Annotated in this window: 12 protein-coding genes; 4 read left to right on the top strand and 8 right to left on the bottom strand. The window is 53.9% G+C overall.

Annotated features, from left to right (window positions below):
• Nucleotides 1-17 precede the first annotated feature (17 nt).
• The 4 genes from FCL42_RS12140 to FCL42_RS12155 are packed head-to-tail and all read left to right on the top strand — an operon-like array spanning nucleotide 18 to nucleotide 5,754.
• Entirely contained in the window at nucleotides 18-1,226 is a 1,209-nt protein-coding gene (locus FCL42_RS12140) for an acetyl-CoA C-acetyltransferase (RefSeq protein ID WP_136863691.1), read from the top strand.
• 10 nt (nucleotides 1,227-1,236) lie between these two features.
• Complete coding sequence (locus tag FCL42_RS12145; protein WP_136863692.1) at nucleotides 1,237-3,369, top strand: 3-hydroxyacyl-CoA dehydrogenase NAD-binding domain-containing protein; 2,133 nt, start codon at nucleotides 1,237-1,239, stop codon at nucleotides 3,367-3,369.
• 12 nt (nucleotides 3,370-3,381) lie between these two features.
• Nucleotides 3,382-4,533, top strand: a complete 1,152-nt coding sequence (locus tag FCL42_RS12150; protein ID WP_136863693.1) for an acyl-CoA dehydrogenase family protein — start codon at nucleotides 3,382-3,384, stop codon at nucleotides 4,531-4,533.
• Between the two features lie 6 nt (nucleotides 4,534-4,539).
• Nucleotides 4,540-5,754, top strand: a complete 1,215-nt coding sequence (locus FCL42_RS12155) for a CaiB/BaiF CoA transferase family protein (RefSeq protein ID WP_136863694.1) — start codon at nucleotides 4,540-4,542, stop codon at nucleotides 5,752-5,754.
• An 18-nt stretch (nucleotides 5,755-5,772) separates the two neighbouring features.
• On the opposite strand, the gene FCL42_RS12160 is transcribed toward FCL42_RS12155, so the two are convergent.
• From FCL42_RS12160 to FCL42_RS12195, 8 genes are all read right to left on the bottom strand, one after another.
• Entirely contained in the window at nucleotides 5,773-6,300 is a 528-nt protein-coding gene (locus FCL42_RS12160) for an NUDIX hydrolase (RefSeq protein ID WP_136863695.1), read from the bottom strand.
• A gap of 87 nt (nucleotides 6,301-6,387) precedes the next feature.
• On the bottom strand, nucleotides 6,388-7,452 hold the full coding sequence (locus FCL42_RS12165) for an energy transducer TonB (protein WP_136863696.1): 1,065 nt from the start codon (nucleotides 7,450-7,452) through the stop codon (nucleotides 6,388-6,390).
• A 106-nt stretch (nucleotides 7,453-7,558) separates the two neighbouring features.
• Nucleotides 7,559-9,643 (bottom strand): flagellar biosynthesis protein FlhA, encoded by a 2,085-nt coding sequence (flhA, locus tag FCL42_RS12170; protein ID WP_136863697.1) that lies wholly within the window; start codon nucleotides 9,641-9,643, stop codon nucleotides 7,559-7,561.
• An 11-nt stretch (nucleotides 9,644-9,654) separates the two neighbouring features.
• Nucleotides 9,655-10,788, bottom strand: coding sequence for a flagellar biosynthesis protein FlhB (flhB, locus tag FCL42_RS12175; RefSeq protein WP_136863698.1), 1,134 nt, complete (start codon nucleotides 10,786-10,788; stop codon nucleotides 9,655-9,657).
• The gene (gene fliR, locus FCL42_RS12180; RefSeq protein ID WP_136863699.1) at nucleotides 10,785-11,564 is read right to left on the bottom strand and encodes a flagellar biosynthetic protein FliR; all 780 of its coding nucleotides are present in this window, start codon (nucleotides 11,562-11,564) and stop codon (nucleotides 10,785-10,787) included. The genes flhB and fliR overlap by 4 nt, the downstream gene beginning before the upstream one ends.
• Nucleotides 11,565-11,566: 2 nt before the next feature.
• Nucleotides 11,567-11,836, bottom strand: a complete 270-nt coding sequence (gene fliQ, locus FCL42_RS12185) for a flagellar biosynthesis protein FliQ (protein ID WP_136863700.1) — start codon at nucleotides 11,834-11,836, stop codon at nucleotides 11,567-11,569.
• A gap of 2 nt (nucleotides 11,837-11,838) precedes the next feature.
• Nucleotides 11,839-12,564, bottom strand: coding sequence for a flagellar type III secretion system pore protein FliP (gene fliP, locus FCL42_RS12190; RefSeq protein ID WP_136863701.1), 726 nt, complete (start codon nucleotides 12,562-12,564; stop codon nucleotides 11,839-11,841).
• A 4-nt stretch (nucleotides 12,565-12,568) separates the two neighbouring features.
• Complete coding sequence (locus FCL42_RS12195; RefSeq protein WP_136863743.1) at nucleotides 12,569-12,907, bottom strand: FliM/FliN family flagellar motor switch protein; 339 nt, start codon at nucleotides 12,905-12,907, stop codon at nucleotides 12,569-12,571.
• Between the last annotated feature and the right edge of the window lie 18 nt (nucleotides 12,908-12,925).

Genomic DNA, 12,925 nt, shown 5'->3' on the forward strand with positions numbered 1-12,925 from the left:
CACTGCAAGGAATGCTCATGTCTCAAGACGCTTTCATCTTCGATGCCATTCGCACCCCCAGAGGGCGGGGAAAAGCGAATGGCTCACTTCATGAAGTTAAACCCATTTCGCTGTTAACTGGCCTGCTAAAGGAGCTTGAGCACCGTAACGGTTTCGACACCCAAGATGTGGACGACATCGTCCTAGGTTGCGTTACCGCCGTGGGCGATCAAGGGGCAGATATTGCTAAAACCGCAGCGCTGGCAGCAGGTTGGAATGACGATGTGGCCGGCGTGACCTTAAATCGATTCTGCGCCTCTGGCCTTGAGGCGGTTAATACGGCGGCGATGAAGGTACGCTCTGGCTTTGAGCAGTTAGTGGTGGCTGGCGGAGTTGAATCGATGTCTCGGGTGCCCATGGGCTCCGATGGCGGCGCTTGGGCACAGGATCCGCAAACGAACATGAACACCGGTTTTATGCCCCAAGGCATCGGTGCCGATCTGATTGCCACTTTAGAGGGCTTTAGTCGAGAGCAGGTGGATGCCTTTGCCGTCGCCTCTCATCAGAAGGCCGCTGCGGCGTGGCAGCGGGGCGCTTTCACCAACTCCATCGTGCCGGTAAAAGATCAAAATGGGCTGACGATATTGGATAAGGACGAATTTATCCGTCCCGATTCCAATATGCAGACCCTCTCTGGGCTTAAGCCGTCATTTCAGGCTCTAGGTGAGATGGGGTTTGACTCTGTGGCTCGCGAAAAGTACCCCCAGGTAGAACGCATTAATCACATCCATACCCCTGCAAACTCCTCCGGCATCGTTGATGGTGCGGCCTTGGTATTGGTAGGCTCAAAAGCGATGGGTGAAAAGTATGGCCTTAAACCTCGGGCCAAGATCACCGCAACCGCAGTGGTGGGCACCGATGCCACCATCATGTTAACCGGCCCAGCTCCTGCGGCCAGAAAAGCCCTGAAAATTGCGGGGCTGAACGTGGATGATATCGATCTGTTTGAGGTTAATGAAGCCTTTGCCTCGGTGGTGATGAGGTTTCAAAAAGAGCTTGGGGTGGGTGACGATAAAGTCAACGTCAATGGCGGCGCTATCGCCATGGGGCATCCACTAGGGGCCACAGGAGCGATGATTTTGGGCACCTTGGTGGACGAACTGGAAGCTCGGGATCTTAAGCGCGGCCTGGCCACTTTGTGTGTCGGTGGCGGCATGGGCATCGCCACCATCATCGAACGTGTTTAAAGGAGTGAACATGAACAGCGTACGTATCGAACAGGATCAATCTGGCATTGTTCACCTGATTTTGGATAAGCAGGGCGCCTCCGCCAATTTGATGGACGACGCCTTTCGTGCCGACATGGCCAAGGCGGTGATTGAGCTCGGGCAATTGGACTATCCCGGCATCATCATTCGTTCGGCCAAATCCACCTTTTTTGCCGGTGGCGATCTGGTGAAAATTGCTGGGGTTACCAAAGACAACGCTGATGAATTTTATCAGATGGTGGAGTCGATCAAAGCCAGTTTGCGCGCCCTTGAAACCGGTGGTAAGCCGGTGGTGGCTTGCATTAATGGCGCCGCACTTGGCGGTGGCTGGGAGATTGCCCTAGCGTGTCATTACCGCATTGCACTGAATCACAAAGCGGTAAAAGTGGGTTTGCCTGAGGTTACGTTGGGACTGCTGCCCGGCGGTGGCGGCGTGGCGCGCACGGTGCGTAAATTTGGTTTGGAGCAGGCGATGCCGCTGTTGACCGAAGGTAAGCAATTTAGCGCTGAACAGGCCCAAAACATTGGCTTAATTGAAGCGCTGGCAACCGATGAGGCCGAGATGCTGGTGATGGCGAAGGCTTTCATTGAGGCCAACCCTCAAATCAGCCAACCCTGGGATCAAAAAGGCTTTAGGCTTCCCGGTGGTAGCCCAAGCTCGCCGAAGTTAGCGCCGATGCTGGCGGTGGCACCGGCGGTGCTGAAGCAGAAAACCAAGGGCGTGCTGCCAGCACCGGAAGCGATTCTTTCTGCCATGGCGGAAGGAGCGCAGGTGGACTTTGATACCGCCTGTCGAATCGAGTCGCGCTATTTTGTGGAACTGGTGACCGGCCAAGTGGCGAAAAACTTCATCAATACGTTTTGGTTCCAGCTCAATGAGGTTAAAGCCGGTGCCAGTCGGCCCGACGGCATAGCGCCGAGTAAGGTGACGAAAGTCGGTGTGCTTGGTGCTGGCATGATGGGGGCGGGCATCGCCTATTCCGCCGCGAAACGGGGCATCGAGGTGGTGCTTAAAGACATCTCGCTGGCGGCGGCGCAGCGAGGCAAAGATTACTCGGCGAGGCTACTGGATAAGCAGATACAGCGTGGGCGAAGCTCTGAGCAGCAAAAAGCGGCACTGCTTCAGCGCATTACTCCTACAGACAGTGCCGACGCACTTGCCGGGTGTGACCTTGTCATCGAAGCGGTGTTTGAAGACCGCGGCCTTAAAGCCAAAGTGACTCAGGAAGCAGAAGCACAAATCAGTGAGTCCGCATTGTTTGCCTCTAACACCTCAACGCTGCCGATCACCGGTTTAGCGCAGGCGTCGAGTCGTCCTGAGAATTTCATTGGTCTGCACTTCTTCTCACCGGTGGACAAGATGCCACTGGTGGAGATCATCTGCGGCGAGCAAACCAGCGATGCATCACTGGCGCGAGCTTATGATTTTGTGCTGCAACTGGGTAAAACGCCCATTGTCGTGAATGATAGCCGCGGCTTTTTCACCTCGCGAGTGTTTGGCACCTTTACCAATGAAGGCATCGCCATGCTTGGGGAGGGCGTCAGTGCCGCCGCCATCGAGAATGCGGCGCTGCTGTGTGGATTCCCTGTGGGACCGTTGGCGGTCTCCGATGAAGTTAGCCTGACCTTGATGGAGAAAATTCGCAATCAAACCATTCACGATCTGGCCGCCGAGGGGATAGAGCAAGCGCCCCAAGGGGGCGATGCCACCATCGACCGAATGATCGAACTTGAGCGCCCAGGAAAGCTTGCCGGTCAAGGGTTTTACGATTACCCCGACAGCGGCAAAAAACACCTGTGGCAGGGGCTAGAGGCGCAGTTCTTCCAAGCGCAGGCGCAGCTGCCACTTCAGGAGATCAAAGATCGACTGCTGTTTATCATGGCCATTGAAACCGCGCGCTGTGTTGAAGAGCAAGTGCTGACTAGCAGCCGCGACGCCAACATCGGTTCTATCTTCGGCATTGGCTATCCAACGTGGACCGGCGGTGCCCTGCAGTTCATCAATCAATATGGCGTTGAGCCGTTTGTGGCTCGCGCTGATCAATTGGCAGAGAAATTTGGCGACCGCTTTCGTGTGCCGGCCTCATTGCGAGACATGGCAGCCAGCGGTCAGCGTTACTAAAAGGAGAGAGTAATGATTCCAAGAACCCTATTTGACAGTGATCACGAGCTGTTTCGTGACAGCGTACGCCGTTTCCTGCAGGCGGAGGCGGAGCCGTTTCATGGAAAGTGGGAAAAAGAGGGCTGCGTCGATCGAGCGTTGTGGAATAAAGCCGGAGAGCAGGGCTTTTTAAGCCCAACAATGCCGGAGCAATATGGCGGCGTGGAGGTGGATTTTCGCTACAACGTCATCATCAATGAAGAGATCGCACGCGCAGGCTTAAGTGGCTTGGGCTGGGGGCTGCATTCCGACATCGCTGTACCCTACATTCTGAATTATGGCAGTGAAGCTCAGAAGCATCAGTATCTGCCAGGATGCATCAGTGGCGAGGTGGTGACCGCCATCGCCATGACCGAGCCAGGCACCGGCTCGGATCTGCAGGGGGTTAAAACCACGGCGGTTCTTGATGGCGACCACTGGGTCTTAAATGGTTCAAAAACCTTTATTACCAACGGCCAGCACGCCGATCTGGTGATAGTGGTGGCTCGCACCGACAAAAACGCAGGGGCCAAGGGGATCAGTCTGTTCTTGGTGGAAGCCAGCCGAGAAGGCTTTAGCCGTGGCAGCAACCTTGAGAAGATCGGCATGAAGGCACAGGACACCTCTGAGCTGTTTTTCGATAACGTGCGTTTGCCCAAAGACAATCTGCTCGGGGAGCTGGGCATGGGGTTTGTTTACCTGATGCAGGAGCTGCCTCAGGAGCGGTTGTCGGTGGCCAGCAATGCGGTGGCCAGCGCCGAATCGATTTTGGAGCAAACCACTCAGTATGTGACTGAACGCAAGGCGTTCGGCAAGCCGCTGGCGGCGCTGCAAAACACCCAGTTTAAACTGGCTGAATGCAAGACCAAGGTCGACTCGGCTCGGGTATTTACCGACCGCTGTATCGAACTTCACTTAGAGGGGCGTTTGGATGCGGCCACGGCGGCTCAGGCTAAACTGATGACCACCGAAGTTCAGTGCGAGGTGCTCGATGAGTGTCTGCAGCTGCATGGTGGTTATGGCTATATGTGGGAGTACCCAGTAGCCAGAGCCTGGGCCGATGCGAGGGTTCAGCGCATCTACGCCGGAACCAGCGAGGTGATGAAGCTTATCATTGCCCGCAAAATGCTTGAGCAGCAAGGGTAGCCTGCGGTGACGGCTCAAACCCAAGGTCCGCTGCAGGGACTCCGAGTGTTGGATTTCTCAACCCTGTTGCCAGGGCCTTTTGCCACCATGATGTTGGCGGACATGGGGGCCGAGGTCATTCGGGTTGAGGCTCCTAAACGCCCAGATATGCTCAGAGGCATTGCGCCCTTTGTTCAGGGGGAGTCGGCGGCTCACTTGACCATTAACCGCAATAAGCAGAGCGTGGCGCTGGATCTGAAAAACCCAGCCGCCCTTGCCGCGGTGCACAAATTGCTGCCGGAGTTCGACATTGTGGTGGAGCAGTTTCGCCCGGGCGTGATGGACAAGCTTGGGCTTGGCTATCAACAGGTGCAGCAGATAAACCCTGGCATCATCTACTGCTCCATCACCGGATATGGTCAAACCGGCCCCTTAAGCGATAAGGCTGGCCATGATATTAACTATCTGGCGCTCAGTGGCCTTGCCAGTTACAGCGGTCGTAAGCAGACCGGACCGGTATTGGGAGCCACTCAGGTTGCCGACATCGCCGCTGGATCTCAGCAAGGGGTGATCGCCATCTTAGCAGCGGTGATTCAGCGGGGCGTTGCCGGCCTTGGCCAGCACCTGGATATCTCCATGAGTGATGGTGCTCTGGCGTTAAATGCCATCAGTGGTGCCATGGCTTTAGCCAGCGGCCTGGACGCGAGCAGCGATGAGGATTGCCATCCTCAACTTGGCAGAGAGATGCTCAATGGCGGCAGTTTTTATGATTACTACCGCACAGCCGATGGCCGCTATTTTGCCGTTGGCTCATTAGAGCCGCAATTTGCCCAGCCGTTTTTTGACGCCCTTGGTCACCCTCAGTGGCTAGAGGAGGCCTTGTCGCCTCCAGGCGAGCAAGAGGCTCTGAAGCTGAAGATCGCCAAGGTGTTTGCACAGCATAATTTTGACTATTGGCAGGCTCAGTTCTCAGAACTCGATTGCTGCTGTGACCCGGTACTGTCATTTGCCCAAGCCTGTGAACACCCCCACTTTATCGAACGGGGCATGTTGCAACAGGTGGCCATGGGGGAGCAAAGGTTAACCCAGTTGGCTCCGGCGGTTAAGTTTTCTACGTCGAACCGCGCTAGCGTTGCTGGGGCAAAGTTGGGGGAGCACACTCAAACGGTACTGTTGGAAGCTGGTTTTACGGAAGCTGAGATTAAACGGCTTATCGACAGTGGCGCTGCGTTTCAGGCGTAGCGCCACGTGAAGTCAAGATTAACTGCCGGTTTGCTCAAACTGCTGAGGTTTCAGCTGCTGTAATATCCAAGTTTCTCGCTCGATGGACAGCCCCGCTTTGGGGCTGTTTTTGATGACGTTTAAGTTGTGGGCGATGGCGGTATCCAGTTCCACCCACAGTGGGGTCATGCCGTTGGCCTGCTCGTAATCTTCTAGCTGGTTTTGCCCCAATGTGTTATCGGCGGAGCACAGGTAGCAGTAGGAGTGCATGCGAACGTTGTCGTAATCATCTTTATACCAAGGACGCAGCTCTTCATAGACACCCAGTTCTTGATTGATGATGAGGTTTTGTGCGCCAGTCTCTTCACGCACTTCCCTAAGCAGGGCTTCGGTGAGCGATTCACCGGCGTCGACGCCACCTCCTGGAAGGCTGTAATCGTCGTAGCGGGCGGTGTACATCAGTAGGATCTTATCACCGTTTTGAATGATGGCTCGCACCGCGGTGCGGGCGAATTCGCTGCCATTGTTAACGGCATTGTGGTGAATCTGATGACGAAGTAGTTTCATTGCCCCTCCAAAAATTGAGGGGCGAGGTTAGCGAAACTGCGCTTGGGATGCAAACTTGGGCCTTAAGCGCTTGGTTTGGACGCGGGGTTAGAGATCCAAGCTGAACTCCATTAGCATGGATGCATCTGCTGGTACTGGGCGACCATCTTCAAACTTCGGTGCGTAACGCCAACTCTTCATCGCCTCTAGGGTGTTTTGGGCGAACTGCTTAGAGCCTTTGCTTTCGGTGACGAGAGGATCAGTGACAAAGCCATTTTCATCAATAGTAAATTGCACCACCACATGGCCACCCTGACGTCGTTTCAATGCTGACACTGGCCACTTGGGGGCAGTTCGGTAGAGTGGTGTTTGCTGCTGGGTTTCCTTCCAAGGCCTCATTTTCCCAATCGCGTGACAATGGGCGGTGGCCTGTTCACTCATGCCGCGTTTTTCATAGAGGGAAACCAGTTTTGAGTGGGCGGATAGGGCATAGGGGTGAGAGTATTCTAGGTCCTCTAAAAGAGAGGTCACTTGAGTGTAGTGTTCAATGGCGTCATTCTGCCGACCTTTGGCAAGCGCATAGTTACCATTGACAAATTCGGCACTTGCACGCTTCACCTTATGGTTGTCACCATGTTGGTTCAGTATGGCTAAGGCTTCTTTTGCCCAGCGGTAGCCCGTACGCTGAATGTCTCCATTTGATTGCATCTGCAGTGCAAATTCCGTCAACATCTGGGCGCGTTCCACTGAAGATGCCTCAAATTCAGCCTCGATGATCTGTTGACTTTCTTTGGTGTAGTGCTTGGCGTTCTGGAAATCGTATTGAATCAGAAGCAGATAGAGGTCTAACAGTTCCACACCGTGATCGCCATATTGGCGCTGATAAGTTTCCAGAGCGCTTTTCAACAGCAACTTGCTGTTCATGGGGTCTTTAACATCACCAGCTTTGACCATGTTGATGGCAAGGTTGGCAGTGTTAATCGATTCGGGGCCGAACTTAGCTAGGCCAAGTTCATAAGCTTGCTTGGCGTAGGTTCGAATCGCCGCTTTGTCACCCAGTTCGACTTGTTGTTGGTAACGGTCGTAGGCTTGGGAGAAGGTGAGAGTTTCGCTAAAAGCTAAGGGGCTGAGCATCAGCGATGCAGCAAGCGCCGCATTGCTAACATGGTTCATAAATAATCCTTTATTTATACTTTATCTTTTAATTTCAAAAAGGTAACACGGTGGGGGCTTCTTGCGAAGGGGAAAGCCCCGTGACCTTTTGATCACGGGGAGGAGATTATGCAGGCAATTGCTCGGTGATCTCCAGCTCTTTGTTCTCAGGAACTTCGTTGTAGGAGAGTACGGTTAACCCTCGGGCGAATGCCAGCGCGTAGCGCCCCAATAGCGGCCGCAACTGCGGCGCTACCAGCAGCAATGGAGGGACGCCTCGCTGACGAGCACTGGCCAGATACTCCGGCATGCTTTGCTGCAGCTTGGCCAGAATTTGCGGGTCTACCGGGAAGCTGTCTAGGGAAACCGTGCCGCCCTGCTGCGCTTGATGCAGCGCCCCGAGTAACTGCTGCTCTAGCTCGGATGAGAGGGTGAGCACATTGAGCTTTTTGGCATCACCAGCAACTTGATGCAGCAACTGCGATTTGATGGCACAGCGAGCATCTGCGGCCAACAGCACCGGATCTTTGGTGCTCTCAGAGCTCTCCAGCAGCGCCGTCGCCAAGGTGCGAATGTCCTTGAGTGACACCTGTTCTCGGAGTAGGACGCGGAAGGTTTTCAGCTGCTGAATTGGGGTTAATGCCGTGGACAGCGCTTCTGCCAATTTTGGCGCGATCTGGCCAAGGCGCTCATTCAAGTTGTTTACGTCATCGTGTTGCAGCATCTCTGGCAACGCTTCGCGAATCAGTTTACTGGTGTGAGTGGCGATAATGGTGGCATGATCTACCACGGAATAGCCCAAATTCAGCGCTTTGGCTTTGTCATCTGGACTGATCCAGGTGGCGTCCATATTGTAAGCGGGTTCTTTGGTAATGATCCCCTCAAGGGAGCCATAAACTTGATCGCTTTGGATCGCCATCAGCCGTTCAGGGTGAAGCTCAGATTGCGCCAGCGGTGTCCCCATGATGCTAATTTGATAGCCATTGGGCGGCAGCGTCAGGTTGTCGCGGACCCGAACTTCAGGCAGCAAGAAGCCCGCCTGCTCTGACAGGGTGCGACGAATACCGGTCAGTCGCTTAATCAGCTCAGCTCCTTGGCTTTTGTCCACCAGGTGAACCAAGCGGTAGCCTACCGACAGTTCGATTACATCGGTGTGTGGCAGTGCTTCCCAACTGGGTTGAGACGGTTCATTGATGACCTTCTCGGCCTTCTGTTGAACCTCTTCCAAGGGCTTAATGGGTTGGGTTTGAGCCTGCCTAAAGGCGATGTAGCCAATCAGTGCTGCAAAGGCGAGGAAAACCAAAGAGGGCATTCCCGGCACTAGGCCTAAGATCGCCATTACACCGGCGGCGGTGGCTAATACCCTAGGATTGGCAAGAAGCTGATTGCTCAGCTGAGTGGGCATCTCTTCCGCATCGGAGATGCGGGTCACCACAATGGCCGCAGAGGTAGCCAGCAGCAGTGACGGGATCTGCGCGACCAAGCCGTCACCGATAGTCAGTAGGGCATAGGTCTTAAAGGCGCTGGCGGCATCGAGGTCATACATGAAGATGCCGATGCAGATACCGCCGATGATGTTGATGGCCAGAATCAAAATGCCGGCAATGGCATCGCCTCGAACAAATTTCGAGGCACCGTCCATGGCTCCATAGAAGTCGGCCTCTCGGGCCACCTCTTGGCGCCGCTTTTTGGCTTGGTCATGGGTAAGAGTACCGGCGTTGAGATCCGCATCAATGGCCATCTGTTTGCCAGGTAGGGCGTCCAGTGTGAATCGGGCCGAGACCTCTGAAATTCGTTCTCCCCCTTTGGTAATCACCACAAAGTTGATGATCATCAAGATGAGGAATACCACCGCACCAACAACGTAGTTGCCGCCGATAACCACTTCACCAAAGGCTTGGATTACCTTACCTGCAGCGTCACCACCATTGTGACCTTCAATCAATACCACTCGGGTAGAGGCGACGTTTAGGGTCAATCGCATCAAGGTCGCCAGCAGCAGCAGCGTTGGAAATACGGAAAACTCAAGGGGCCTGCGGATCGACACCGATACCAGCAGTACCAAAATGGCCAAGATGATGTTGAAGGTGAACAGTATGTCCAATAGCCAAGGTGGCAGAGGTAAGATCACCATGGCCAGGATGGCCAGCAGCATAACGGGTATGCCGATAAAGCCTTTGTTGTTATTGAAAGCCTGTGACAGCCAGTTCATCTGTGGTGTCCTCATTTATGACGGAGGTGGTCTGGAATATGGAAATTTGGCAACGGTGCCGGTCTTGCCTGTTTGCCATTGCGAAACGCCTTAAGCTGCAATACGTAGTTGAGTACGTGTGCAATTGCTTGATACAGCGCTGCGGGAATCTGCTGTTCGATCTGGGTCGAGTGGTAAATGGCTCGGGTCAGCGGCGGTGCACTGATCACTTCAAGATCGTATTTGGGGGCCAACGAGCGCATATAAAGCGCCACTTCATCAACCCCTTTGGCGATAACGTAGGGGGCATCGACTCGGTCTGGTTCGTATTTCAACGCAACCGCATAGTGGGTCGGGTTAACCAGCAACACATCGGCCTTGGGAAGGGCCACTTCAGCGCGGCTGCGGGCCATCTTTTGCTGAATCTGACGAATTCGAGCTTTGACCTCCGGCTTGCCCTCTTGCTGTTTGTGTTCCTCTTTGACCTCTTGTTTGGTCATCTTCAGTTTGCGCTTGTGGCTCCAAGCTTGATAAGGCAAGTCGATAAGACCAATGAATGCAACGCCAGCACCCAAATAGTAAAGTCCTTGAATGATCACCTCTGCTCCCCGCTCAATGGCAAAGACTAGTGGTTGGCGAGCTAGCATTGGCAGTGTGTCCCAAACTTGCTGCAAATAGCCCCACATGATGCCGCAGACCAAAGCCACCTTGAGTATGGACTTGCCCAATTCGACGATGGAGTTGATAGAGAATATGCGGCCAAAACCTGAGAGTAGACTGATTCGGTCAAACTTAAATGCCACGCTGGCAGGGTTGAACACTGGGCCTTCAGGTAGGGTGGCGGCGATGGCCGTGCACAGATAGAGCCCGCTTAAAACCGGCACCAGCATCTGTATCAGAGCGAGAATGGTTTGGCCGAGAAGCTGGACTAGCATCCCTGGGGTTTTGAGCTGCTCGTGGCTGATGAGCATGTTCAGCTGGGTGATTTGGGCCATGCCATCAATCAACAGCTGGGTACTAAAATCCAGAGTGGCTGCGGCGGCGAGCAATAGCACGCCACTGGTGAAGTCTTTTGAACGGGCTAGTTGTCCCTCTTGGCGAGCCTTGCGTAGCCTCGACGCCGTGGGTTGTTCTGTTTTTTCGCCAGCGCTCTGTTGACCGCTCATTTGGGCCCCCCTATGGCAGCCAGCATCAACTGCAACGATTCGTCAGTAAAGGCACTGTAGAGCGATGGTAGGCCGCTAAACACCAGAGTTAAACACACCAAGCCCATCATCATCGACATGGGAAAACCCAGTGCAAATACGTTTAGGGAGGGAGCCGCGCGGCTTAGAACGCCGAAAGTGAGGTTCACTAGCAACATGGCGATCACCGCCGGTAGAGCTAATGCCAGTGCCGCAGCGAACATCCAGCCAAATCTCAGAGCAAGATCATGAAGGGGCAGATCGAAAATGCCCCTGCCTACCGGCCAAAGGGTAAAGCTATCGACCAGAATGCCAAGTGCCACTAGGTGCCCATCTAGGCTTAAAAACAGCAGCACACCATAAAGCATGAACAGTTGGCTCAAAATCGCCTGGCTGGTGCCGTTCACAGGATCATTCATGATCGCCATGGACAGGCCCATCTGCATGGAGACGATAGCACCTAAAATGGTGAGCGCGTTCAATACCAGCAGCAGTGGAAATGCCATGATCATGCCCACGAGAATCTGTTCCGCTGCGATAAGGGCCGAGGTTATCGACACCGCATCAATCTCAGGGGGCGCAGGAATCGACGGCGCCGCAACAATGGAGAACAGCATCACAAACAGAATTTTGACCCGCTGGGGGATGTGGGCGCTGGAAAACATTGGGATCATCAGCAGCGCCCCCATGATCCGACAAAAGGGCCACCAGATGTGACCCAATAGACTGCCGATTTCTGCCGAAGTGACACTAAACATACTTAACCTATGAGGTAGGGCATGTTGTTAAACAGGTAGGCAAAAAAATCGCTTATCTGCTGAAGTAACCAGTGCCCAGCAAACAGCACCATCAAGAGGGTGACCAGCAGCTTTGGCAGAAAGCTAAGTGTTTGCTCGTTGACTGAGGTGGCGGCCTGAAATACGGCGATCACCACCCCGAGTAGTAATCCAGGCAGGATTAGCACGGCGACCATGTTAACCACCAGGCTAACAGCGTCGGCAAATAGGGTGCTGAGAATCTGATTATCCATGGCTAGCCAAAGCTCGCAGCTAGGGTGCTAACGGTCATGGACCAGCCATCAACCATAACAAATACCATCAGTTTAAATGGCAAGGAGATGATCAGTGGTGACAGCATCATCATACCCATCGACATCAAGACGCTGGCAACCACCAGGTCGATGACAAGAAACGGTAGGAACAATAGAAATCCAATCTGAAATGCCGTTTTGAGTTCGCTGAGCACGAAGGCTGGCATCAACACCAAAAAGGGCACCTCGTCTGGAGTCAGATCCAAAGACTCTCCAGAGATTCGAAGCATCTGTTCCAGATCGGTCTCTCTGGTTTGCGCGAGCATGAAGGCTCTAAGCGGAATTTCTGCTGTCCTTGTTGCCTCCACTATGGTGATCTCACCTTGGTCATAGGGAACGATAGCCGAGGAGTAGATCTGCTCACCGACCGGTCTCATGATGAAGATGGTCAAGATAAGGGCGATCCCGAGCAATACTTTATTTGGTGGACTTTGCTGGAGACCTAGGGCTTGGCGCAGCACAGCCAGTACCACAATGATACGGGTAAAGCTGGTTGCCATCAGAATAAGCGCTGGCAAGACACTGATGGCGGTCATCAGTGCCAAAATCTCTAGCTTAATATTGACCGCTTGGCTGGCGTCACCATCGTCCAGCGTGAGTAGGGTGATGCCTTCTGCAGAAGCGATGCTGGGCAACAGCAGAAGGCAGACAACCAATAACAGTCTCATTCAATTAACCGTCTATGCCTGCTGAGAGTTGGGTATTCTCGACTTCCAAAAGGCGTACGCCGTAGCGTCCGTTCACTTCAACGACTTCGGCTCGGCCAAGTAGAGCGCCGTTAACACGAAGATCCAGGGGTTCACCAACCATGCGATCTAGGGTGATAACGTCCCCCTCTCCCAAGGTGGTTAATTCACCTAAAGACATCTCGGCACTGGCCAACTCTAACGTGACCTGAACTGGCAGCTGCTGGAAAAAGCTCATGTCTTTTTTAGGACGAGCTTGAGTGGCCGCTGGTAATGCCTGAGGCTCGTCATCCAGGATGTCATCAAGTAGTAGATCATCATCCATCAAATTGTCATCCACGGC

It is taken from the genome of Ferrimonas aestuarii, from assembly GCF_005116665.1.
Taxonomy (GTDB): domain Bacteria; phylum Pseudomonadota; class Gammaproteobacteria; order Enterobacterales; family Shewanellaceae; genus Ferrimonas; species Ferrimonas aestuarii.